Annotated in this window: 20 protein-coding genes and 2 pseudogenes; 10 read left to right on the forward strand and 12 right to left on the reverse strand. The window is 72.4% G+C overall.

Annotated features, from left to right (window positions below; translation table 11 throughout):
* Nucleotides 1-5: 5 nt before the first annotated feature.
* Nucleotides 6-797 carry a metal-dependent hydrolase gene (locus AB0I68_RS35355; RefSeq protein ID WP_363181499.1) on the reverse strand — a complete coding sequence of 264 codons (792 nt, stop codon included), beginning with the start codon at nt 795-797 and terminating at the stop codon, nt 6-8.
* A 145-nt stretch (nt 798-942) separates the two neighbouring features.
* On the opposite strand from AB0I68_RS35355, the gene AB0I68_RS35360 reads away from it, so the two are divergent.
* The 3 genes and pseudogenes from AB0I68_RS35360 to AB0I68_RS35370 all read left to right on the forward strand — a co-directional run.
* Nucleotides 943-3,465: a DUF3516 domain-containing protein gene (locus AB0I68_RS35360; RefSeq protein WP_363181500.1), complete on the forward strand. Its 2,523-nt coding sequence runs from the start codon at nt 943-945 to the stop codon at nt 3,463-3,465.
* Nucleotides 3,466-3,517: 52 nt separating this feature from the next.
* On the forward strand, nt 3,518-4,420 hold the full coding sequence (locus tag AB0I68_RS35365) for an acyl-CoA thioesterase II (RefSeq protein ID WP_030296766.1): 903 nt from the start codon (nt 3,518-3,520) through the stop codon (nt 4,418-4,420).
* A 47-nt stretch (nt 4,421-4,467) separates the two neighbouring features.
* Nucleotides 4,468-4,863 (forward strand): annotated as a pseudogene (locus AB0I68_RS35370) (YchJ family metal-binding protein); the annotation flags it as partial.
* Here the strand turns inward: AB0I68_RS35370 and AB0I68_RS35375 are convergent.
* Nucleotides 4,827-5,696 (reverse strand): DUF6397 family protein, encoded by an 870-nt coding sequence (locus tag AB0I68_RS35375; protein ID WP_363181501.1) that lies wholly within the window; start codon nt 5,694-5,696, stop codon nt 4,827-4,829. The pseudogene AB0I68_RS35370 and the gene AB0I68_RS35375 sit on opposite strands and share 37 nt — an antisense overlap.
* 104 nt (nt 5,697-5,800) lie before the next feature.
* Nucleotides 5,801-6,199 (reverse strand): roadblock/LC7 domain-containing protein, encoded by a 399-nt coding sequence (locus AB0I68_RS35380; protein ID WP_030158066.1) that lies wholly within the window; start codon nt 6,197-6,199, stop codon nt 5,801-5,803.
* A gap of 108 nt (nt 6,200-6,307) precedes the next feature.
* Between AB0I68_RS35380 and AB0I68_RS35385 the strand changes: the two genes are divergently transcribed.
* Nucleotides 6,308-6,736: a PPOX class F420-dependent oxidoreductase gene (locus tag AB0I68_RS35385; protein WP_363181502.1), complete on the forward strand. Its 429-nt coding sequence runs from the start codon at nt 6,308-6,310 to the stop codon at nt 6,734-6,736.
* Nucleotides 6,737-6,766: 30 nt separating this feature from the next.
* Here the strand turns inward: AB0I68_RS35385 and AB0I68_RS35390 are convergent, their stop codons facing one another.
* From AB0I68_RS35390 to AB0I68_RS35410, 5 genes are all read right to left on the reverse strand, one after another.
* Nucleotides 6,767-7,432, reverse strand: a complete 666-nt coding sequence (locus AB0I68_RS35390) for an ATP/GTP-binding protein (RefSeq protein ID WP_363181503.1) — start codon at nt 7,430-7,432, stop codon at nt 6,767-6,769.
* Nucleotides 7,432-7,821, reverse strand: coding sequence for a DUF742 domain-containing protein (locus tag AB0I68_RS35395; RefSeq protein ID WP_363181504.1), 390 nt, complete (start codon nt 7,819-7,821; stop codon nt 7,432-7,434). The genes AB0I68_RS35390 and AB0I68_RS35395 overlap by 1 nt, the downstream gene beginning before the upstream one ends.
* Nucleotides 7,822-7,838: 17 nt before the next feature.
* Nucleotides 7,839-8,282, reverse strand: a complete 444-nt coding sequence (locus tag AB0I68_RS35400) for a roadblock/LC7 domain-containing protein (RefSeq protein WP_363181505.1) — start codon at nt 8,280-8,282, stop codon at nt 7,839-7,841.
* The gene (locus tag AB0I68_RS35405; protein WP_363181506.1) at nt 8,282-11,020 is read right to left on the reverse strand and encodes a nitrate- and nitrite sensing domain-containing protein; all 2,739 of its coding nucleotides are present in this window, start codon (nt 11,018-11,020) and stop codon (nt 8,282-8,284) included. The genes AB0I68_RS35400 and AB0I68_RS35405 overlap by 1 nt, the downstream gene beginning before the upstream one ends.
* 98 nt (nt 11,021-11,118) lie before the next feature.
* Nucleotides 11,119-11,925 carry an MHYT domain-containing protein gene (locus tag AB0I68_RS35410; protein WP_363181507.1) on the reverse strand — a complete coding sequence of 269 codons (807 nt, stop codon included), beginning with the start codon at nt 11,923-11,925 and terminating at the stop codon, nt 11,119-11,121.
* Between the two features lie 187 nt (nt 11,926-12,112).
* Between AB0I68_RS35410 and AB0I68_RS35415 the strand changes: the two genes are divergently transcribed.
* Nucleotides 12,113-12,712, forward strand: coding sequence for a methyltransferase domain-containing protein (locus AB0I68_RS35415; RefSeq protein WP_363181508.1), 600 nt, complete (start codon nt 12,113-12,115; stop codon nt 12,710-12,712).
* 67 nt (nt 12,713-12,779) lie between these two features.
* Here AB0I68_RS35415 and AB0I68_RS35420 read toward each other — a convergent pair whose 3' ends face one another.
* A complete protein-coding gene (locus AB0I68_RS35420; protein ID WP_363181510.1) occupies nt 12,780-13,694 on the reverse strand; it encodes an oxygenase MpaB family protein in 915 nt (304 codons plus the stop codon).
* Nucleotides 13,695-13,829: 135 nt separating this feature from the next.
* Between AB0I68_RS35420 and AB0I68_RS35425 the strand changes: the two genes are divergently transcribed.
* The 3 genes and pseudogenes from AB0I68_RS35425 (at nt 13,830) to AB0I68_RS35435 (ending at nt 15,812) form a co-directional block, all read left to right on the forward strand.
* Nucleotides 13,830-14,624, forward strand: a complete 795-nt coding sequence (locus tag AB0I68_RS35425; protein ID WP_363181511.1) for a hypothetical protein — start codon at nt 13,830-13,832, stop codon at nt 14,622-14,624.
* A 22-nt stretch (nt 14,625-14,646) separates the two neighbouring features.
* The gene (locus tag AB0I68_RS35430; protein WP_363181517.1) at nt 14,647-15,102 is read left to right on the forward strand and encodes an SAM-dependent methyltransferase; all 456 of its coding nucleotides are present in this window, start codon (nt 14,647-14,649) and stop codon (nt 15,100-15,102) included.
* 49 nt (nt 15,103-15,151) lie between these two features.
* A pseudogene (locus AB0I68_RS35435) lies at nt 15,152-15,812 on the forward strand (methyltransferase domain-containing protein).
* A 121-nt stretch (nt 15,813-15,933) separates the two neighbouring features.
* Here the strand turns inward: AB0I68_RS35435 and AB0I68_RS35440 are convergent.
* Entirely contained in the window at nt 15,934-16,116 is a 183-nt protein-coding gene (locus tag AB0I68_RS35440) for a hypothetical protein (RefSeq protein ID WP_030158088.1), read from the reverse strand.
* A 382-nt stretch (nt 16,117-16,498) separates the two neighbouring features.
* Here AB0I68_RS35440 and AB0I68_RS35445 point away from each other — a divergent pair, with 382 nt between their 5' ends.
* The gene (locus AB0I68_RS35445) at nt 16,499-17,941 is read left to right on the forward strand and encodes a GAF domain-containing protein (protein ID WP_363181512.1); all 1,443 of its coding nucleotides are present in this window, start codon (nt 16,499-16,501) and stop codon (nt 17,939-17,941) included.
* A gap of 54 nt (nt 17,942-17,995) precedes the next feature.
* The gene (locus tag AB0I68_RS35450; RefSeq protein WP_363181513.1) at nt 17,996-19,519 is read left to right on the forward strand and encodes an aldehyde dehydrogenase family protein; all 1,524 of its coding nucleotides are present in this window, start codon (nt 17,996-17,998) and stop codon (nt 19,517-19,519) included.
* A 409-nt stretch (nt 19,520-19,928) separates the two neighbouring features.
* Here AB0I68_RS35450 and AB0I68_RS35455 read toward each other — a convergent pair whose 3' ends face one another.
* The gene (locus AB0I68_RS35455) at nt 19,929-20,609 is read right to left on the reverse strand and encodes a transposase family protein (RefSeq protein ID WP_363181514.1); all 681 of its coding nucleotides are present in this window, start codon (nt 20,607-20,609) and stop codon (nt 19,929-19,931) included.
* Between the two features lie 210 nt (nt 20,610-20,819).
* Entirely contained in the window at nt 20,820-21,557 is a 738-nt protein-coding gene (locus tag AB0I68_RS35460; RefSeq protein WP_363181515.1) for a ricin-type beta-trefoil lectin domain protein, read from the reverse strand.
* Nucleotides 21,558-21,986 lie beyond the last annotated feature (429 nt).

A 21,986-nucleotide genomic window follows, 5' to 3' on the forward strand; every position in this document is an offset into this window, starting at 1 on the left:
ACCCCCTAGATGAACCCGAGGGCGGAGGCTCCGCCTATGCCGCCGAGCAGCATGAACACGGGCATGAGGACCTTGAGCTCCACCCAGCTGCCGGCTCGGAAGCGCATCCCCTTGGGCGGGCCGATGGGGTACCAGCGCTTCCCGGCGATCGGGAGGGGCCACAGGATGGGGCAGCCGGAGACGGTCAGCGCGTCGCCGATGTCGTGGACCAGGGCGCCGAGCAGGATCGGCAGACCGAGCCAGAGGTACTCCTGGCCGGGGCCGGTGAACAGCCACCCGGCGCCGTTGCCGGGCTGGTCGAGGACGCCGGCCAGGATCCAGGCACCGGTGGCACCGAGCAGCCAGACGAGGACGTCGCTGGACATCCGGGCGGCCCGCCACAGCAGGCCCTCGACGGCCAGGACCAGGTGGACGAAGAGCAGGACGAGCACACCCCAGCGGTCGGCGGTGACCGCCAGCGCGGAAGAGCCGGCGCCGATCAGGACGGCCCACAGCCAGGTGTGGGTCAGGGTGCGGTGACCGCCGGTGCGGCGGGCGTCCTTCGGGGCGCGGGTGGCCTTGTAAACGGCGTAGGAGATCTTGTCGACCACCTCGCACAGGCCCCGGGAGAGCGGGCCGAAGGCGCGCGAGATCGTCGCCGACTTGTGGTCCAGGTCGGGGGCGAGGGCAGCGCCGGCGCAGATGAGCGCGCCGACGACGATGACCGGCCAGGGCATCGGGTGCCCGGCGGCCGCGGCCGCTGCGCCCACCCCCAGCCAGGCTGCCGCCCCGGACAGTGAGTGCGCCGGACCCATCATGGTCGTTACCCGCCCCAGTCGTGTGGTGTTCGGGCCCTGTTGACGGTTTCATGCGGGCCCGGTCGACGGCACAGCGTACCGTCGGTGATCTTCGGTGCGTCCGCCGGTTCCCTCTTCGGGCAGGAAGCCAGGCAAGATGGGGGGTGTGACCCTCATTGATCAGCTCCCGCCGAACGCCGACCCCGACGCCCTCTTCGAGGCTTTCTCCTCGTGGGCGGAGGATCAGGGCATCACCCTGTACCCGGCTCAGGAGGAGGCACTGATCGAGGTCGTCTCCGGGGCGAATGTGATCTTGTCCACCCCGACCGGCTCCGGCAAGAGCCTCGTCGCCGCGGGCGCGCACTTCACCGCCCTCGCCCAGGACAAGGTGACCTTCTACACCGCCCCGATCAAGGCACTGGTGTCGGAGAAGTTCTTCGACCTGTGCAAGCTCTTCGGCACCGAGAACGTCGGCATGCTGACCGGCGACGCCTCCGTGAACGCGGACGCCCCGGTCATCTGCTGCACCGCCGAGGTGCTGGCCTCCATCGCCCTGCGTGACGGCAAGTACGCCGACATCGGCCAGGTCGTCATGGACGAGTTCCACTTCTATGCCGAGCCGGACCGCGGCTGGGCGTGGCAGATCCCGCTGCTGGAGCTCCCGCAGGCGCAGTTCATCCTGATGTCGGCGACCCTCGGCGACGTGAAGCGGTTCGAGGAGGATCTGACCCGGCGCACCGGCCGGCCGACCTCGGTGGTCCGCTCCGCGAGCCGGCCCGTCCCGCTGTCGTACGAGTACCTCACCACGCCGATCACCGACACGATCACCGAGCTGCTGGAGACCCGGCAGGCCCCCGTGTACATCGTGCACTTCACGCAGGCCCAGGCGGTCGAGCGGGCGCAGTCGCTGATGAGCATCAACATGTGCACCCGCGAGGAGAAGGACAAGATCGCCGATCTGATCGGCAACTTCCGCTTCACCACCAAGTTCGGCCAGAACCTCTCCCGCTACGTCCGGCACGGCATCGGCGTCCACCACGCCGGCATGCTGCCCAAGTACCGGCGCCTGGTCGAAAAGCTGGCCCAGGCCGGCCTGCTGAAGGTGATCTGCGGTACCGACACCCTCGGCGTCGGCGTCAACGTCCCCATCCGCACGGTGCTGTTCACCGCGCTCACCAAGTACGACGGCAGCCGGGTCCGCACCCTGCGCGCCCGCGAGTTCCACCAGATCGCCGGCCGCGCGGGCCGGGCCGGCTTCGACACGGCGGGCTATGTGGTCGCCCAGGCGCCCGAGCACGTCATCGAGAACGAGAAGGCCCTCGCGAAGGCGGGCGACGACCCGAAGAAGCGCCGCAAGGTGGTGCGCAAGAAGGCTCCCGAGGGCTTCGTCGCGTGGTCGGACACCACCTTCGAAAAGCTCATCGCCGCCGACCCGGAGCCGCTCACCTCCCGGTTCAAGGTCACCAACATCATGCTGCTGTCGGTCATCGCCCGGCCGGGCGACGCCTTCCAGGCGATGCGCCACCTCCTCGAGGACAACCACGAGCCGCGCAAGGCCCAGCTGCGGCACATCCGCCGGGCCATCGCGATCTACCGCTCGCTGCTGGACGGCGGCGTGGTCGAGAAGCTCGACATCCCGGACGCCGAGGGCCGCACCATCCGGCTCACCGTCGACCTCCAGCAGGACTTCGCGCTCAACCAGCCGCTGTCCACCTTCGCCCTGGCCTCCTTCGACCTGCTGGACCCGGAGTCCCCCTCCTACGCGCTGGACATGGTCTCCGTCGTCGAGTCCACGCTGGACGACCCGCGCCAGATCCTGGCCGCCCAGCAGAACAAGGAGCGCGGCATCGCCGTGGGCGCGATGAAGGCCGACGGGATCGAGTACGAGGAGCGGATGGAGCGTCTCCAGGACGTCACCTATCCCAAGCCGCTCGAAGAGCTCCTCTTCCACGCCTACGACGTGTACAGCAAGAGCCACCCGTGGGTCCGCGACCACCCGGTCTCCCCCAAGTCGATCATCCGCGACATGTACGAGCGCGCGATGACCTTCACCGAGTTCACCTCCTTCTACGAGCTCGCCCGCACCGAGGGCATCGTGCTGCGCTATCTGGCGAGCGCGTACAAGGCGCTGGACCACACGATCCCCGACGACCTCAAGTCCGAGGACCTCCAGGACCTCATCGCCTGGCTGGGCGAGCTCGTCCGCCAGGTCGACTCCAGCCTGCTCGACGAGTGGGAGCAGCTGGCGAACCCGGAGGTGGAGACGGCGGAGCAGGCCCAGGAGAAGGCCGACCAGGTCAAGCCGGTCACGGCGAACGCGCGCGCCTTCCGCGTCCTGGTCCGCAACGCCATGTTCCGCCGGGTGGAGCTCGCCGCGCTGGACCACGTCGACCAGCTGGGCGAGCTGGACGGCCAGTCCGGCTGGGACGCCGACGCCTGGGGCGAGGCCATGGACGCGTACTGGGACGAGTACGACGACCTGGGGACCGGCCCCGACGCGCGCGGTCCGAAGCTGCTCCAGATCGAGGAGGACCCGGAGCACGGCCTGTGGCGCGTCCGCCAGACCTTCGCGGACCCCAACGGGGACCATGGCTGGGGCATCAGCGCCGAGGTCGACCTCGCCGCCTCCGACGAGGAGGGCCGTGCGATCATCCGGCTTACCTCGGTCGGTGAGCTCGGCGCGCTCTGACCGACCCCCGCAAGCGACCGGCCCCGCCGGACCCGACAGTGGAGAACCTCTGATGACGAATCCGGCCGAGAGACTGGTCGACCTGCTCGACCTGGAGCAGATCGAGGTCAACATCTTCCGCGGCGCCAGCCCGCAGGAGTCCCTCCAGCGGGTCTTCGGCGGGCAGGTCGCCGGCCAGGCGCTGGTGGCCGCCGGACGCACCACCGAGAGCGACCGCCCGGTCCACTCGCTGCACGCGTACTTCCTGCGCCCCGGCATCCCCGGGGTGCCGATCGTGTACCAGGTGGAGCGGGTGCGCGACGGGCGGTCCTTCACCACGCGCCGCGTCACCGCAGTCCAGCAGGGCAAGACGATCTTCAATCTCACCGCCTCCTTCCATCATCCGGAGCAGGGCAGCATCGAGCACCAGCTGCCTCCGCGACTCGACTTCCCCCACCCGGACACGCTCCCGAAGGTCGCGGACGAGATCCGCGAGCACCTGGGCGCGCTGCCCGAGGCGCTGGAGCGGATGGCCCGCCGCCAGCCGTTCGACATCCGGTACACGGACCGGCTCCGCTGGACTCCCGAGGAGCTGAAGGACGCCGATCCGCGCAGCGCGGTGTGGATGCGCGCGGTCGGCCCGCTGGGCGACGACCCGCTGGTGCACACCTGCGCCCTCACCTACGCCAGTGACATGACCCTCCTCGACGCCGTGCGGATCCCCGTGGAACCCCTGTGGGGCATGCGCGGGTTCGACATGGCGTCGCTGGACCACGCCATGTGGTTCCACCGGCCGTTCCGCGCCGACGAGTGGTTCCTGTACGACCAGGAGTCGCCCATCGCGCACGGCGGGCGGGGCCTCGCCCGTGGCCGTATCTACGACCTCGAGGGCAGACTGCTGGTCTCCGTGGTCCAGGAAGGCCTCTTCCGCCCGTACGCCGAGAACGCGGCCAAGCCGCCCGTGTCCCCCCAGTAATCCGCCCCGTTCACCCCGTCCACGAAGAGCTGAGCACACCCATGCCCACCCCGGCCCTCCCCTGCCCTTGCGGGCTGCCCGCCGCCTACCCGGAGTGCTGCGGCCGCTTCCACTCCGGTGCCCGGCAGGCACCCACCGCCGAGCTGCTGATGCGCTCCCGGTTCAGCGCGTTCGCCGTCGGCGACACCGCCTACCTGCTGCGCTCCTGGCACCCGAGCACCCGGCCCGGCCGGCTCGACCTGGACCCCGACCAGCGCTGGGAGCGCCTCGAGATCCTCGCCACCGAGCGCGGCGGCATGTTCGAGACGGAGGGCTCGGTGGAGTTCCGCGCGTACTACCGCGAGGGCCGGCACGCCGGTTCCCTGCACGAGCACAGCACCTTCACCCGGGAGGCCGGGGCCTGGGTCTACGTCGGCCCCCTCTCCCCCGTCGACTTCGACTGACCGCGCGCCCCGGTCAGCGCGAAGTCCAGGCTGGTGCGGTACCAGTGGATCTCGTCCGGCGGCTCCGCCCGTAACAGCCGGAGCGCCACGGCCGCCGCGGCCGGGATCTGCGGGTGCCCGTACGGCGGGGGCGGGGCGAGCGCGGCGAGCACGATCCGCTCCGCCTGATCGGGCACGGCCTCCCGCAGCTCGGCCTCCGGGAGTACGGAGGCCAGTACGGCAGCCCGCTCCCAGGGGTCGGCGGTTCGTCTCAGCAGCAGCCCCACATGCCGCCCGCGCCACTTCCGCGGACGCAGATCCACCTTGGCCGCCATCAGTTCCCGGTCGGCCGGGGGCGCGCTCCCGCGCAGCTTCTCCGCTTCCCGGGCGGCGAACTCCCGCAGCTCCGCGGCCAGATAGAGCCACACCACCGCCCGGTAGCGGTTGATCCGGTAGCCGACCGGGGTGATGTGCCCGCAGCGCGCGAGCCGGGTGAACCGGCCGGGGCTGATCCCCAGCACCCCGCCCGCGACCTCGGCTCCGGACACGGTCTCGACCTGCCCGCGCAGCGTGTCCGGGAACCCTTCGGCCGACCGGACCCGGTCCAGCTCCGCCCGCGTGTAGCGCGCGGCCCCGCCGGGCGCCGGCGGTCCGGCGTGCACGATGCCCAGCTGCACGGCCCGGGCGAACTCGGTCCGGGTCAGCCCCAGTTCCCCGGCGGCTCGGGCGCCGCCCACCGCCGTATCCGACAGCAGGTCCGCCCGTACCACCGCCGGCCCGTGCACCCGTACATCCGGCAGGGCCTGCGCCCCGGCATCCGGCAGTGCGTGCCCCGATTGCGTCGCGACCTTCATGACGGTCCTCCCCCACGAGCGACGATTACTCTGTGTGAAGACCGTAACTCAGCGCTACGACACCCCGCGAGGCCTGTGGATAACTCCGGAAGGCCAGGAACGCCTCAGCCCCCGGTGATCCGCCGCTCCGCCACCCCCAGGTGCTCTCCCACCCGGTTGACCAGCAGCGTCATCTCGTACGCGACCTGACCGATGTCGGCCTCGGCGGCGCTGAGCACGCACAGCGAACTCCCGGCGCCCGCCGCCATGACGAACAGGGCGCCGTCGTCGTACTCGACCATCGTCTGCCGTACCTCGCCGGCCCGGAAATGCCGGCCCGACCCCTTCGCCAGGCTCTGCAGCCCCGCCGCCACCGCAGCCAGGTGCTCCGCGTCCTCCCGCGCCAGCCCCGCGCTCGCGCCCGTCACCAGGCCGTCGTTGGACAGCACCACCGCATGCCTGACCTGCTGGACCCTGCGCGTCAGGTCGTCCAGCAGCCAGTCCAGCTGCTTGTCCAGTGCCATTTCGAGCCCCTCCCCGTCGACGCCGCCGGCGTGGCCGCGCCCCACCCCTCGTAGCAAGTGCAGGCCAGCCTTCCCCACCAGCGCCTTTCGGGCAAGGAGGATGTCCCCATGGCGAAGAAGATGACTCAAGAGGAATGGCGGGCATTCGTCTCGTACGGGACCCGCACCGGCAAACTCTCCACCGTCCGTGAGGACGGCAGTCCGCACGTCGCACCCATCTGGTTCGCTCTCGACGGCGATTCCTTCGTGTTCAACACCGGCAAGGGCACGGTCAAGGGACGCAACCTGCTCCGCGACGGAAGGGTCGCGCTCTGCGTGGACGACGACCGTCCCCCGTTCTCCTACGTCGTCCTCCAGGGGCGCGCCGAGATCAGCGAGGACCTGGAGGAGATGGCGGGCTGGGCTACGAGGATCGGCGCCCGCTACATGGGCGAGGAGCGCGCCGAGGCCTTCGGCCGCCGCAACGCCGTCCCCGGCGAACTCCTCGTCCGCGTCACCATCGACAAAGTGATCACCGTTGCCGGCGTGACCGACTGAGCGGGCACCGCCCCCTTTCCGCAGGCCGCCTCACACGGAGTCGGCCTGCGGCTCCACCGAGTCGAGCAGCCGGGCGGTGTGCACCCGCCCGGCGTACTCGACCAGCCTGATCAGCACTTCCTTCCCCGAATCCTTGTCCCGCGCATCGCACAGCACCACCGGTGTCCCCGCCTCCAGATCCAGTGCCTGCGAGACATCGTGCGCCCCGTACCTCCGTGCGTCCGTGAAGCAGTTGACGGCGACCACGAACGGGATGCGCCGGTGCTCGAAGTAGTCCACCGCCGGGAAGCAGTCCTCCAGCCGGCGGGTGTCCGCGAGCACCACCGCGCCGAGGGCTCCTTGCGACAACTCGTCCCACAGGAACCAGAACCGGTCCTGCCCCGGTGTCCCGAACAGGTAGAGCGACAGTCCGGACCGAATGGTGATCCGCCCGAAGTCCATGGCCACGGTCGTGGTCGTCTTCTGGGCCACCCCGCCCGTGTCGTCGACCCGTTCACCCGCCTCGCTGAGCAGTTCCTCCGTGCGCAGCGGCCGGATCTCGCTGACCGCGCCGACCATCGTGGTCTTGCCGACTCCGAACCCGCCCGCCACGAGTATCTTCAGGGCGAGCGCGGCCAGTTCCCCGTCGGCCTCCGGATCCGTGTCCGGGTCGGGCACGGGGGCCGGTCCGCCGGGTCCGTCGTGGTGTTGTCCCATCACAGCGCTCGCAATCCCTCGATGACTTCACGCAAAATCCGCTCGTCCGGCAGCCGGGCGGGCGGCACCGGCCGGCTGACCTTGACGTGCCCGCCCTCCAACAGGTCCCCGAGCAGCACCCGCACCACCCCCACGGGCAGATCCGCGTCCGCGGCGAGCTCCGCCACCGACTGGGTCTCGGCCCGGCAGAGCCCGAGCAGTGCCAGGTGTTCGGGTCCCAGCAGCGACTCGGCCGCCGCGTCCGCGCCCGCAGCGCCCTCGACGTCTATGACGACCAGCGCGATCAGGTCGAACCGGACCCCGTGGGGTCCCGGCTTGGTGCGGCCGCCGGTCATGGCGTACGGACGGACGAGCGGGCCCGCGTCGGCGTCGTACCACTGGCCGTTCATGTACCGGACCGCCGCTCTCAACCGGCGGCCGGCGGCCGCGCCGAGAACCGGGTCGGGGTGTACAAGTGCTCCCCGACCCGCTTCACGAGCCGGGCCATCTCGTAGGCGATCAGCCCGATGTCGGCGCTGGCCGCACTGAGGACGGCCAGGCAGGAGCCGTCCCCGGCGGCCGCGACGAAGAGGAACCCCTCGTCCATCTCCACCATCGTCTGGCGCACGCCACCGGCGTGGAAGTGCCGGCCCGCGCCCTTCGCCAGACTGTGGAATCCGGAGGCCACGGCGGCCAGGTGCTCCGCGTCCTCGCGGCTGAGCGCACTGGACGCGCCCACCGCCAGGCCGTCGTTGGACAGGACCACGGCATGCCGGACCTCGCGGACCCGGACCACCAGCTCGTCCAGCAGCCAGTCCAGTTCGCCGGACCTGCGGGCGCCGTCGAGATCGAATCTCTGGTGCTCGATCATCACACTTCTCCTTCACTGCCTGCGTGGGCGGAGTTCTCCTGAGCCCCGCGGACCCAGCCGGCCCGGTAGGCCGCCATCCGGTCCCGGGCCTGCTCCGGGCTGCGCCCCGGCGGGTCCTCGGGCGGGCGTGCCCCGGTCGGGGCCTCCGGGGCGGGGGTCTCGCGCAGCTGGGGGACCAGGCTGGCCTGGCGTACGCGGCGCGGCAGTTCGGCGACCGAGGTGTCAGGCCCGGAAGCGGAACCTCCGGCTGGTCGCGCCATCGGGGCCGGCCCGGGCAGCGGCGCCGGAGCGGAATCCGGTGCCGGCGCCGAAACCGCTGCGGCCTGCGTACGGGCGACCGCGCCGCCGGGACCCCGCGGCCGCAGCGGGGCCACCGGGGCCGGGCGCGGCTCCTCCCGTACGGGACTGCGGTCCGGGACCGGGACGCCGCGTTCGTCCTCCCGTACCGCCGAGCGGCGCGCGTCCTCCCGTACGACGCTCATCGCGGGCGGCTGCGGCGCCGTCTCCTGCGGTCCCGCCGGGGCCCCGGCCAACGGGTCCCGGTCCCGGTCCCGGCCCGAAGCCGCCGCCGGCCCGGAGCCGGTCTCGATCGCACCCTGGAGCAGGGAATTCGGCAGGAGCACCACGGCGGTGGTGCCGCCGTACGGTGACGTGCGCAGGTGCACCCGCACACCGTGCCGGGCCGAGAGGCGGCTGACCACGAAGAGCCCGAGCCGGTCGCTGTCGAACAGGTCGAGGGCCTCGGACTGTTCGATGCGCCGGTTGGCCTCGTGGAGGGTCTCGCGGCCCATGCCGAGCCCGCGGTCCTCGACCTCCAGGACGTATCCGGCGCCGACGGGCTCGCCGCTGACGCGGACCTTGGTGTGGGGCGGGGAGAACTGGGTGGCGTTCTCGATGAGCTCGGCGAGCAGGTGCGTGAGGTCGGCGACGGCCCCGCCGATCACGGCGGCCTGCGCCAGCTGGCGGACCTCGACGCGCGGGTAGTCCTCGATCTCGGAGACGGCGGCCCGCACGACGTTCGTCAGCGGGACGGGCATCCGCCAGGCACGCCCGGGAGCGGCGCCCGACAGGATGATCAGGCTCTCGGCGTGCCGGCGCATCCGCGTCGTGAGGTGGTCGAGGCGGAAGAGGTCGCCGAGTTCGCCGGGGTCGTCGGCGCGCCGCTCCATCGAGTCGAGCAGCGTGAGCTGCTTGTGCACCAGGACCTGGCTGCGGCGGGCGAGGTTGACGAATACGCCGCTCACCCCGCTGGCGAGCTCGGCGCGCTCGACGGCCGCGCTGAGGGCCGCCCGGTGGACGGTGGCCAGCGCCTCGCCGACCTGGGCGATCTCGTCGTCGGCGGGTGGCCCGGCCGGGGTCTCGGCCTCGACGTCGACGTCCTGGCCCGCCCGCAGCCGGTCCATGGCGTGCGGAAGCTTCTGGTGGGCGATCTCCAGGGCGGTGTTGCGCAGCGCGACGAGTTCCACGAGGAGGGCGCGGCCGATGCGGACGGAGATGACGAGGGAGGCGGCGACGGCGGCGAGGCCCAGCAGTACGGCGGCTCCGGCGGGGCTGAGCCCGGCCTGTGCGAAGGGGTCGGTGCGGTCGGCGGCTGCGGCGTGCGCGGCGGCCTCGATCTCGCGCATCGAGGCGCTGATGCTCGTGTACGCGGCGTCCCAGCCGGCGGGCGCCCCGCGGGCCTCCTTGCCCGTCCCGGTGGCAGGCCCGGCGCCTGGCCCTGCGCCTGACCCGGCGCCTGACCCGGCGCCTGACCCGGCGCCTGGCCCGGTGGCCGCGCCCGAGGCCGTCCCTGCGGTGAGCACCCGGTCCTCGGCAGCGGTGAGCTCGGCGTAGGCGGCGCTCTTGGCCGCGGACTGCCAGGCGGCCTGCTGGGCGGCGGGCAGGTCGTCGGCGGAACTCCCGGTCAGGGCGCGGCGGGTCTCGATGACGCCGGTGAGGAGCCGAAGCGTTTCGGCGGTACGCGGGCCGGGCGCGGCGATCAGCGCGTCCTCGCGGGAGAGGAGCTCCCCGGCGCGGGCGAATTCGAGCAGGACACGGGCATCGGGGCCGAGTTCGGCCTTCTCGCCGCCGGAGAGGGAGCCGTCGACGGAGAGGGCGCTGTCGACCACGCGGGTGTACGTCTCGTACGCCGCGTCCGGGGTCGCACGCCGGTCGGCGACGTCCTTGCGGGTGGAGCCGAGTCCCTCCGCCGCGGCGACGAAGGCATCGACGCGGACGACGACGTCGGTGCCGTAGTCGCCGGACTCGGCGACGGTGTGCCGGTCGCCGAGCCGTAGCCGCGAGACGACGGCGTCGGTGCGCCGCGACTGCTGCTCCAGAGCGGCGCCCTGGTCGGCGGCGGGGTCGGCCAGGTAGCGGACGGCGGCACGCCGTTCGGCCTGGAGCTCGATGACGGCGGCCGCGACGGGGGTGCGTATCTGCTCGTCGACCCGTTGGACGCGGCTGAGCCGGGCGATGTCCTGGGCGGTGCTGACGGTCGCGAAGCCCCAGAGGGCGAGCAGGGAGACGACCGGGACCATCAGGAGCGACACGATCTTCGCGCGGACGGTGGCGGGGCGCAGCCGCAGCCGGGGGAACCCGCGGTCGGCGGCGGCCGCCGGGACGGGACGGGCGGTCTGTCGGTCCTGCTGCGCCGCCGGCTCCTCGGCGGGCGGTCCGGCGTGGGCCCGGCGGCCGCGCGCCGGGGGCGCGGGCAGCCGCGGCGCCGCCGCTTCCGGTGGTCTGCGGGGTGTGCGCATGGGCTCCTCGTTCCGGGTGCGGTCCAGCGGGGTCGACTCGGGTCGGGTCGGGTCGGGTCGGGTCGGACCAGGCCGGTGGAGCGATTCGGCCGGGTCGGTCAGTGGGCCGGCGCGGCCGGCGCCGCCGGCCCGGGTGCCTGCCCGCCCAGGTGCCGGGCGGCCGAGGCGGAGGCGGCGCGCTCGTCGGCGGTCGGGGAGAGCGCGACGAACGCGGAGGTGATGAAGAGGTACGAGCCGAGCCCGACGGCGAGCGGGAAGATGAACTGCATCGCGGTGGCGCCCGGCAGGGCATGGTCCGAGGGGACGACGCGGACGGCGACCGCCATCATCCCCGTGTAGTGCATGCTGCTGACGGCGGCGCCCATGACGAGCGACGCGACGGCCATGGCGACCGGCGCCTTGATGTTGAGCGCGGCCCACAGGGCGGCGGTGGCCGCGACGACGGCGATGGCGACCGAGAGCCCGACCGTGAGCGGGTCGTACGAGATGGTGCCGTGCAGGCGCAGGGCGGCCATGCCGAGGTAGTGCATGCTGGCGACGCCGAGGCCGGTGGTGAGCCCTCCGAGGACCAGGGCGCGGCCGCGGTCCCTGCCGTAGCCGACGGCGAACACGCCGGCGCCGACGACGATCACGGCGACGAGCAGGCTGAGGATGGTCAGCGGCACGTTGTAGTGGATCTCGGTGCCGGTGACGTTGAAGCCGAGCATCGCGACGAAGTGCATCGTCCAGATGCCGGTGCCGATGGCGGAGGCCGCCGTGAGGAGCCAGTTGCGGCGGGAGGATCCGGTCGTCGCGGCGAGTGCGCGGACGGTGCAGCGCAGCCCGAGGGCGGCGCCGATGGATGCCATCACATACGACAGTACGGGTGTCAGCCAGCCATAGGCTGCGTGGTCGAGGTGTCCCATGGCCTCGGGACGCTAGTCCGGGTGAGGGCACGAACAAGGGGAGCATTTCGAAAGCAGCTGGAACTGCTGGAATATGACAGAGCTACGTTCATCTTCGATCACGCCACATGCCACCTTGCACACGCCCCGCACGCCCCGCTTGCGCCGCGCGCACCCCGCACGGAGGCCCGTGGGGGATCATGTCCGCATGAACGAAGACCACACGCACGTGCAGGAGTTCTTCGGGGTGCGCGCCGCCGACTGGGACCGGAAGTTCCCGGGGGACGGTCCCGCGTTCACGACGGCCGTGGCCGAGTTCGGGCTGCGCCCCGGGGACCGGGTGCTCGACGCGGGCTGCGGGACCGGGCGGGCGCTGACGGCGCTCCGCGCCGCGGTCGGCCCGGCGGGCACGGTGCTCGGCGCGGACCTCACCCCGCAGATGCTGGCCGCCGCACGCCGGGCAGGCCGGGGCGCGGAGGGCACTCTGCTGCTCGCGGACGTGGCCCGGCTGCCGCTGCGCGACGGGGTGCTCGACGCCGTCTTCGCCGCCGGGCTGATCGCGCACCTGCCCGACCCGGAGGCGAACCTGCGGGAGCTCGCCCGCGTCGTCCGCCCCGGCGGCCGGCTCGCCCTGTTCCACCCGATCGGGCGAGCGGCCCTGGCGGCGCGGCACGGCCGCGAGCTGACGCCGGACGACCTGCGGGCCGAGCACAACCTCGGCCCGCTGCTGGCCCGTTCGGGCTGGGACATGACCTCGTACGCCGACGAGGACGACCGCTTCCTGGCGCTCGCGGTGCGCCGCGCCTGACCCGCACACCCCTGTACACACCTCTGTACGTCGGCACCTCGCCCGGGGTCCGGGGAGGTGCCCCGGATCACGCCGGAGGCTGAGCCTCGGCCCCGGCCGGCCGGCGGGGATGCGGCACGGGGCATCCCCCCGAGCCGGGCACGGGGAACGTGCCGAGCTCGCCCACGTCGTAGCCGTGGGGGTAGCCCTTGATCTCCGGGTTCTGCCGGGCGTAGTGCGGGGCCTTGCGCGGCGGCAGCAGCCGGACCGCGCGGCCGCGCAGCCTGAGGGCGCCCCGGACCAGCCGCTTGACCTGCGGGCGAGGGCTCTCGTACCGGAAGGCGGACAGCAGCGGCTCGTCGAGGAGGGCGAGGCTCAGGCCGCGCACGGCCGGGGCGAGCGGCGCCGGGTACCAGGAGGCCATGAGGCCGATCGTGGAGTCGGCGACCTTGCGGCCGCCCTCGTCCCAGCCGAAGTGGGCCTCCTCGTAGGCGTTCAGGGTCTCCTCGAACTCTTCATAGGAGCCCGGGATGTCCGTGATGCCCATGTGCCGGCCGAGCGTGGCGTAGTAGTTCGCGCTGGCCCGGCGCTCGTGGTGGGTCATCGGGCGCCAGCCGTAGGTGTCCAGCCAGCGCACCGGAATCACCACGAAGGTGCACAGGACATAGCGCATGTCCTCGTTGCCGATGTCGTAGCTGCGGTGCATCTGGTTGACGCGGCGGATCGCGGTGCGCGCGGTCTCGCTCTCGAATCCGTGCTCCACGACGGCGTCCAGGAGCAGCGCGGTGTCGTCGTAGCGCTTCTGCGGGCGGTCGGTGAACTCGGCGGTCTCGGCCAGCAGGCGGCCGATGCTGGGGACGGCGTAGGTGCGGAAGAGGGCGAGCTCCAGGGCGCGGGTGAAGTCCCAGGGGAACTCGTAGGTGGCGGTGAGCCGGTAGATGGTGAGGAAGTCCTTGTCGGGGTCGAGACGGAGGATCTCCCTCAGCCGGTCGTAACGCTGCACCGGGTGTCCCTTTCTGTGGCGGGTACCCAACTCTACGTGCAGGTAGCGGGCTTGGAAATCGCCGCCCACAGGCTCTCGACGCGGGGGTTACCCGCTGGTTAGGGTGCGCCGACGAGAGAGCGACCGGGAGGCCACGTGTCCGACGAGGAGGGGGGCGGTTCGCTCTATGTGCTGACCGCCGTGCTGCTGACCCCCGCGCAGTTTCCGAGCATCCTGGGCGACGATTTCCCGGAGGCCTGCTCGCTGCTGGGCGTGAAGCCGGTGACGCGGGGATACGGGCTGGTGCTCGGCCAGGACGAGGAGGGCGCGCGCTGGACCGTCGTCGTGGACGACGTCTCGCTCGTGGCCATGGCGATCGCCTCCTGGGACTGCGGCATGGAGTACGACCTGTCGCCCGACGAGCGGACGATCGTGGTCTCGCTGGCGGGCTGGCCGCTGGACCTGTCGGTGGCGACGCCGGGGATCCCGGAGCCGCACGACCCGGAGCAGGGCGCCGACGGTACCGGGCGGGTGCCGCTGGCACCGCCCTCCGCCGAGGCGTGGGGGCCGGTGCAGCGCCGGATGGGCGCGGACCAGATCGCCCGGGAGTGGTCCGCCTGGCGCGAGCGCGTCGCGACGGACGGCGGGGCGGCGGCCGCGGCACACCCCGGGCTCGCGCGGGCGCTCAAGGAGGCCTCGGAGTACACGCAGAGCCCGCCGCCGCCCGGCCGGGTGCGGTCCTCCTTCGCGGGCGAGGGGGCGCGGACCCTGCGGGTGGACGGGCCCGGGTGGTCGCTGGTGGCCCGGACCGACGACACGGCGTTCGTGCTGCTGGACGAGGAGCCGAGCGAGGTTCTCACGGTCCCCCGCGACGGGGATCATGATCTAGATCTGCCGAAACTGCCGGAGCTGCTGGCGGCGCTGGACCGTATCGCCGTACGCCCGGCCTGAACCCGAGGGAGAAGCTGTGCTGATGGAGTCGGAGCCGGTGGCCGTGGTGGTGGGCGGCCGCGCGGAGGTGGTCGACGACGACTGGGGGCGGGAGACGGCCGTCATCCGCCTGGACGCCGGGCGGTTCGGCCCGGAGGCCCTGTACGGGCTGGCGGAGTTCTCGCACCTCGAGGTCGTCTACCACTTCGACCGGGTCCCGGTGGAGAAGATCGAGACGGGCGCCCGGCACCCCCGGGGCAATCCGGACTGGCCGCTGGTCGGCATCTTCGCCCAGCGCGGCAAGAACAGGCCGAACCGGCTGGGTGTCTCCCGGTGCCGGATCCTGAAGGTGGACGGCCTGGACGTGCACGTGGAGGGCCTGGACGCGGTGGACGGCACCCCGGTCCTCGACCTGAAGCCGTACATGGCCGAATTCGGTCCGCGCGGAGATCTGACCCAGCCGGAGTGGGCCACGACCCTGATGCGGGACTACTACTGAACCACCACACCGCCGCGACCCGCACGCGCCGGCGGCTACGGTGAGGCGCATGTCCGAGCCCACCCACCTGGCCGCCACCCGGGCGTCCTACGACACCGTCGCCGCCGACTACGCGCAGCCGTACGGCGCATGGCTCGCGGGCAGCCCACTGGACCGCGCGATGCCGGCCGCGTTCGCCGAGCTCGTACAGGGCGCCGGGCACGGGCCGATCGCCGACCTCGGCTGCGGACCCGGGCACCTCACGGCGTACCTGGACGGGCTGGGCATGCCGGTGTTCGGTATCGACCTCTCGCCCAGGATGGTCGAGGTGGCCCGCGCGGCCCATCCGCACGTGGCGTTCCGCGAGGGGTCCATGAACGCGCTCGACCTCGAGGACGGCGCGCTCGGCGGCATCCTCGCCTGGTATTCGACCCATCACACGCCGCCGGAGCAGTTGCCGACGGTGTTCGCCGAGTTCCACCGGACCCTGGCACCCGAGGGGCACCTGCTGCTCGGGACCCATGTCGGTGACGAACCCGCAGCAGGCGTACGGCCACCCCGTGTCCTTCGGGGTCTGTCTGCTGCCGCCCGACCGCCTCGCCGGCCTGCTCGCTGAGGCCGGCCTCGTCGTCACCACCCGGCTGCTGCGGGAGCCCGAGGGCGGACGGCGGCGGCAGCTCTGCATCCTGGCCCGCAAGCCGGGGCCGCCGACGGGCCCCGCCGACTCGTGATCCCGCGCCGGCCGGCACCGTCACGGACAGCACACCCCAGCCCGGGCGAGGGCCACGGGACCGGGACCGTACCCGGCCCCGATCCCCGTCACCGGCGGTCAGACGCGTCGCACGCGACCGCTCAGCGGCCGAGCTGCTTCCTGGATATACCCCGCAGGCGACGCCGCTGGGAGGAGTCCAGCAGCAGGTAGGCGGCCGCCGGCACACCGATCAGGACCAGCAGCCCTGCCCAGAACCCGACCGTCCAGAACAACACGATGGCTGCCGCGACTCCGGCAACCGCGACCTTTCCGCGCTTGGACATCTGCGGACACCTCCACGTGTCGTCGTCCACTACCCCCCTCAACGCGCCGCCGCGACGACGCGTTCCCGACCACCCGCTCCTGTCGAAGACGCCGTACGCCTCCCGGCCGAGGCCTCCCCCGTCCAGGACCGGTCCCGTCCGTCGGCGGCTACCGTGCGCGACCGGGCCGCGATGGCCCCGAATCCCCCGGCCGCCCCGGCCGGGGGATTCGGCCGGGCCCCGGCCCGGACCCGGCCCTGTCGGCCCCGGACCCGACGGGAGGGCCGCCCCCCCTGCCCTGGCGGCGTTTCGGCACCGCATGGCCGACGCAGCGCTTGTCGGGGCCCGGGACCGGGACGACGATGGGGGCGCTCCGGGTACCGCGGCACCACGGGAGGGTGACATGGGCGATCCGTCGGTGGCGCTGCCGGGCGGGGCCGATCCCGCCGAGCGCAGGCGCATACTGCGGCGGGCGCACACCGCGTTCACGCAGGACGGGCGGGTCGAGGCTCCGGTCCGGACGGTGATCGCGAAGTCCTGGCGGCGGTGCGCCCGGGCCCGGGTCAGCCCGGAGTGCACGCCCCGGGTGGAGCTCGCGGAGGCCGAACTGCGGTCCTACCGCGCGCAGCACCCGCTGGCCCGGGTGATGCCGGTGTTCCGGGACCTCGTGGGGGCGTTCGCGGCGCACGGGGCCCACCTGCTGGCGGTGTGCGACGCGCGGGGCAGCCTGTTGTGGGTGGAGGGCAAGGCGGCCACGCTGCGGCGGGCGGAGGGGCTCGGCTTCGTACCGGGCGCGCGCTGGGCCGAGACGGCGATGGGGACCAACGCGCCCGGCACGGCGGTCGCCGTCGGGGAGCCGGTCCAGGTGTTCGGGGCCGAGCACTTCAGCCGCCGGGTCCATCCCTGGACGTGTGCGGCGGCCCCCGTGCGCGACCCCCGTAGCGGCCGGCTGCTCGGCGCGGTCGACATCACCGGTGGCGACGGCCTGGCCCATCCGCACTCCCTCGCCTTCGTGCAGGCGGTGGCCCGGGCCGCGGAGGCGCAGTTGGCGCTGCTGGACCCGCTCCCGCCGGCCGCCGGGGACACCCTCGGCGCCCTCGGCCAGGACGAGGCGCTGCTGGTCGGCGACGGCGCGCGGGTCCGCCTGGGGCGGCGGCACAGCGAGATCATGGCGCTCCTCGCGCACCACCCCGAGGGGATGTCGGGCGAGGAGCTGGCGATCGCGCTGTACGAGGACGAGTCGGTGTCACCGGTGACCCTGCGCGCCGAAATGTCACGGCTGCGCGGGCTGCTGGGGGCCCGCGCCCCGCTGTCGCGCCCCTACCGCACGGCGGCGCCGCTGGAGGCGGACTTCACCGTCGTGACGCGCCACCTCGCGGCCGGCGCCGTTTCGGCGGCGCTCCACCACTACGCGGGCCCGCTGCTCCCCGGCTCGACCGCGCCGGGCATCGTCCGGCTGCGGCGCCGGATCGAGGACCAGGCACGGGCCGCCGTGATCGCCCGGGCGGACGTGGGGCTGCTGAGCGACTGGGTGTGCGCTCCGTGGGGCGCGGACGATGCGGCGGTGTGGCGGGCGCTGGCCGCGGCGCTGCCGCCGGAGGGGCGCCCGGCCGCGCTGGCCCGCGTACGGGCCCTCGACAGCGAACTCGGCACCGGAGGACCTGGTACCGGAGGGCCCGGCACCGCACCCGGCACCACACCCGGACCCGGCGCCGCACCCCGACCCGGACCCGGCGCCGGCGCCGCGCCGGCCCACGTACCGACAACCGGTGCCGAACAGGCCCGAGTACGGCGGGAGTCGGCGCGACCGCGCCGTGCAACGTATCCGCAACCTGCCTGCTCCTAGCCTCCTCCCGAGCGCTGTCCGACGGCGGCCGGCGCCCGGCAAGGGGAGGACTCCATGGCCCGTTACGCAGCGCCCGGCACCGAAGGCGCGCTCATGTCGTACGCGTCCCGCTACGGCCACTTCATCGGCGGCGAGTACGTCGAGCCCGCCCTCGGCGGGTACTTCGCCAACCCCTCCCCCGTCAACGGCCAGACCTTCACCGAGGTCGCCCGCGGTACCGCCGAGGACGTGGAGCTGGCGCTCGACGCGGCGCACGCGGCCGCGCCCTCCTGGGGACGCACCTCGGTCGCCGAGCGGTCCACCATCCTGCTGCGCATCGCGGACCGGATGGAGCAGAACCTGGAGGCCCTGGCGGTCGCGGAGACCTGGGAGAACGGCAAGCCGATCCGGGAGACCCTCGCCGCCGACATGCCGCTGGCCATCGACCAGTTCCGCTATTTCGCGGGAGCGCTGCGCGCCCAGGAAGGCTCGCTCAGCCAGCTCGACGACGACACCGTCGCCTACCACTTCCACGAGCCGCTGGGCGTCGTCGGGCAGATCATCCCGTGGAACTTCCCGATCCTGATGGCTGTGTGGAAGCTGGCGCCGGCGCTGGCGGCCGGGAACACGGTGGTGCTGAAACCTGCCGAGCAGACTCCGGCCTCGGTGCACTACTGGCTGAGCCTGGTGGCGGACCTGCTGCCGCCGGGCGTGGTGAACATCGTGAACGGCTTCGGCGAGGAGGCGGGCAAGCCGCTGGCATCCAGCCCGCGCGTGGCGAAGATCGCGTTCACCGGGGAGACCTCCACCGGGCGGCTGATCATGCAGTACGCGGCGGAGCACCTCAAGCCGGTCACCCTCGAACTCGGCGGCAAGAGCCCGAACCTCTTCTTCGACGACATCTGGACCACCGACGACGACCTGCGCGACAAGGCCCTGGAGGGGTTCACCATGTTCGCCCTGAACCAGGGCGAGGTGTGCACGAGCCCCTCGCGCGCGCTGATCGAGCGCGGCCGGTACGGCGACTTCCTCGACGCGGCCGTGGCCCGCACCGAACTGATCGTGCCGGGGCACCCCTTGGACACGGACACGATGATCGGCGCGCAGGCCTCCGAGGAACAGCTGCGCAAGGTCCTCTCGTACGTGGAGATCGGCCAGCAGGAAGGGGCGAAGATCCTCACCGGCGGCCAGCGGATCGACCAGGACGGCGACCTGGCGGGCGGCTTCTACGTGCAGCCGACCATCTTCGAGGGCGACAACCGGATGCGGATCTTCCAGGAGGAGATCTTCGGCCCCGTGGTGTCCGTGACCTCGTTCCAGGACTTCGACGAGGCCGTCCGGATCGCCAACGACACGGCGTACGGACTGGGCGCCGGCGTGTGGACGCGCGACATCAACACGGCTTACCGGGCGGGCCGCGCGATCCAGGCGGGCCGCGTCTGGACGAACTGCTACCACGCCTACCCGGCCCACGCTGCTTTCGGAGGAGTGAAGCAGTCAGGCATCGGCCGAGAGACCCACAAGATGATGCTGGACCACTACCAGTGGACGAAGAACCTCCTCGTCTCGTACTCCCCGAAGCGCCTCGGCTTCTTCTAGACGCCCGAGAAACGGCGCCTCACCTGGGCATTCACTGGTCAGGCGCCGCCATCTCGACTCGCCCGAAGCGAAAGCTGGTTTGAGTCATTCCTTCCAGTTCCTTCCGCCCCTAACCCGCCCCTAACCCGCCCCTGACCAGCGCTTCCGGACCAGTCACGGACCAAAACCGCTTTCACCTCGCAGGCCCCGCGCCCTGGCTGACGCGGTTCCACTCCTCCCCTACGGGGTCGCTGGGGCGCGGCGAAGGCGTACACGAGCGGCCCTGAACCCTGCGGCTGGCAGCGCGGCGATCCGGCCGCAGGCCCGGCGCCAGGCTGGCACGGGGGTGGTGGTGGCCGTGCGAACGGCTTCGCGGAAGGCGCGGAGTCGCTGGTCGAGGATGGCTTGGCTGCGGTGGTGGAGCAGGGCATCAAGGACCGCGTCCGTGGTGGACTCGACTCCCGGGTCCGAGTGACGGGCAAGGGGCATGGCGACTCGGAGGGCGTGCTTGAGGGAGTCGGTAACGTCGGCGGCCGCCCGGTTTCGCGCTCGGTCCATGATGTCGGCACAGCTTGCCCGGCTGGGCCGGACTACGGAAGAGGAGCCTGCCGTCGGCATCGGTGAGGACCATGGCCTTGACGACGTTCTGCTTGTTCTTGCCCGAGATGAACTTCTCCCGGTCCCTGCGGCCGACGGCGGGCCTGCGGACACGGATCTCGGTGCCGTCGATAATCCCGGCCTGTCCGCTGGCCCCAAGGTGGTCGATGACCTCGGCGAGGGTGCGGAGCCGGACGCTTGCCGCGATGGTGCAGCCCAGGGCAGCGAGCAGGGGCCGCACCTCGCCGATCGCCCGGGTGATCGTGGCGCGGTCAACGCCGAACCAGCAGGCCAGCACGTCGTGAGTGACACCGTGGCGAAAATGAACGAGCGTGGCCAGGAGCCGGTCGACAAAGACCAGACGGTGCTTCGCGCCGGCGCCAACGGCCCGCTCGCGCGGCCTGGACTCCAGTCTCGCCTGATACCGTTCGTGCCATAACGGACCCACCTCGACATCGAGTTCGGCGATCACATCGGACGACAGCCCCGTGATCCTCCGGTCACTGATGATCACTGCACGAGTCCCGTTCCCCACCAAACGAACATGATCAGGGATCAAGACCCAGCACCGCACCGCCAACCATGCACGAGCTCGTCAGTCCGGAGCTCGGGCATCTGGCCGCGGCGATACGGTGGTGAAACAGCGGCCCCCCGGCCGGGCCTCCGGGCTTGTCACGCAGGTCCTGGCCCACGGCGTGCTCGGGTGAGCCGGGCCGGGCCGGGATTACGCGGGCGCGTGCCAGAGCTGGTTGGCCGTGTTGTTGAAGTCCCAGATCTGCGCGATCGCGCCGTTGGCGGTGTTCCAGTCCCGGACGTCCAGGGCACGGCCGGACTTCACGTTGATGATCGCGCCGTCGGGCCGGACCCGCCACTGCTGGCTGATCGCGCCGTTGCACTCCCACATGTGCACCGGCGTGCCGTTGCCGGTCCGGCCACCCTCGGGGTCCAGGCACAGGCCGACGGCGCGGATGGTCCCGTCGGAGGCGATCCGCCACGACTGGTTGACGTTGCCGAGGCAGTCCCACATCTGGACGGGCGTACCGTTGACGCTGGTACCCATGCGCACGTCCAGGCACTTGTTCACGAAGCCGGTGATCTGGCCGGTCGGCCCGCCCGTCGGCGCGGGGCCGAACTGGATCTCCACCGAATTCACGCGGTCCGCGCCGCAGCTGGCGGGGGTGGTGGTGTTGCCGGTGACCCACCCCTTGGTGGTGCCCGGCCAGAGCATCGGGGTCGAGCTGCCCGGGTTGTAGATCCAACAGGTGATCACGACGTGCCAGGTCTGCATCGGGTCGATGCCCGCACAGGTGCCGGTGAAGCTGCCCTGGGGAGTGGCGCTCACGTAGCACTTGTCGGACGGGCCGGAGGCCTGCGCGGGCCCTGCGGCCTCGGCGGCCGGCGCCGTGAGCGCGGCGGCTGCCGCGAGCAGCGCGGTGGCGAACAGGGAAGCGGTACGACGCATCGGAGAGATCCTTGGAGTTGAGGGTGATTCGGTTGACGGGACTGCCACGCGGGCGCGTGCCGGATCTGGCGGGCGGAGCCGTAGCAGTCCCAGAGCTGGACCGCTGTGCCGTTGATGTCGGCCACGCCCCGGACGTCCGGGCAGCGGCCGGACCGCGGGTTGAGGATCGAGCCGTCGGCCCGGACCTGCCACTGCTGTGCAGGGCGCCGTTGCACGTGTTGGTCTCCACCAGGCGGGCAGAGTACGTGTGGTGATGGTGCATCAGTTGTGTAGGTCGCGTGAATTGTCGGGCACTGCGCCTCCATGGTCAACAAGGCAGGAAGAGATCACGCCACTGAGCTTGGCGTTTAACGTTGCTGGTCACTCGACCTGCTGAGATCCCCGGGATCTGGGCGTACGTGACGCGGCCGTTCTTCACGCTTCGAGATG

The sequence above is a fragment of the Streptomyces sp. NPDC050448 genome (assembly GCF_040655295.1).
Classification (GTDB): domain Bacteria; phylum Actinomycetota; class Actinomycetes; order Streptomycetales; family Streptomycetaceae; genus Streptomyces.

What these genes read in the sequence shown, in the direction of transcription:
- AB0I68_RS35355 (WP_363181499.1), bottom strand. Translation starts at nt 797, where the DNA reads ATGATGGGTCCGGCGCACTCACTGTCCGGGGCGGCAGCCTGGCTGGGG.
- AB0I68_RS35365 (WP_030296766.1), top strand. Translation starts at nt 3,518, where the DNA reads ATGACGAATCCGGCCGAGAGACTGGTCGACCTGCTCGACCTGGAGCAG.
- AB0I68_RS35375 (WP_363181501.1), bottom strand. Translation starts at nt 5,696, where the DNA reads ATGAAGGTCGCGACGCAATCGGGGCACGCACTGCCGGATGCCGGGGCG.
- AB0I68_RS35380 (WP_030158066.1), bottom strand. Translation starts at nt 6,199, where the DNA reads ATGGCACTGGACAAGCAGCTGGACTGGCTGCTGGACGACCTGACGCGC.
- AB0I68_RS35385 (WP_363181502.1), top strand. Translation starts at nt 6,308, where the DNA reads ATGGCGAAGAAGATGACTCAAGAGGAATGGCGGGCATTCGTCTCGTAC.
- AB0I68_RS35390 (WP_363181503.1), bottom strand. Translation starts at nt 7,432, where the DNA reads ATGGGACAACACCACGACGGACCCGGCGGACCGGCCCCCGTGCCCGAC.
- AB0I68_RS35395 (WP_363181504.1), bottom strand. Translation starts at nt 7,821, where the DNA reads ATGAACGGCCAGTGGTACGACGCCGACGCGGGCCCGCTCGTCCGTCCG.
- AB0I68_RS35400 (WP_363181505.1), bottom strand. Translation starts at nt 8,282, where the DNA reads ATGATCGAGCACCAGAGATTCGATCTCGACGGCGCCCGCAGGTCCGGC.
- AB0I68_RS35405 (WP_363181506.1), bottom strand. Translation starts at nt 11,020, where the DNA reads ATGCGCACACCCCGCAGACCACCGGAAGCGGCGGCGCCGCGGCTGCCC.
- AB0I68_RS35410 (WP_363181507.1), bottom strand. Translation starts at nt 11,925, where the DNA reads ATGGGACACCTCGACCACGCAGCCTATGGCTGGCTGACACCCGTACTG.
- AB0I68_RS35415 (WP_363181508.1), top strand. Translation starts at nt 12,113, where the DNA reads ATGAACGAAGACCACACGCACGTGCAGGAGTTCTTCGGGGTGCGCGCC.
- AB0I68_RS35430 (WP_363181517.1), top strand. Translation starts at nt 14,647, where the DNA reads ATGGAGTCGGAGCCGGTGGCCGTGGTGGTGGGCGGCCGCGCGGAGGTG.
- AB0I68_RS35440 (WP_030158088.1), bottom strand. Translation starts at nt 16,116, where the DNA reads ATGTCCAAGCGCGGAAAGGTCGCGGTTGCCGGAGTCGCGGCAGCCATC.
- AB0I68_RS35445 (WP_363181512.1), top strand. Translation starts at nt 16,499, where the DNA reads ATGGGCGATCCGTCGGTGGCGCTGCCGGGCGGGGCCGATCCCGCCGAG.
- AB0I68_RS35450 (WP_363181513.1), top strand. Translation starts at nt 17,996, where the DNA reads ATGGCCCGTTACGCAGCGCCCGGCACCGAAGGCGCGCTCATGTCGTAC.
- AB0I68_RS35460 (WP_363181515.1), bottom strand. Translation starts at nt 21,557, where the DNA reads ATGCGTCGTACCGCTTCCCTGTTCGCCACCGCGCTGCTCGCGGCAGCC.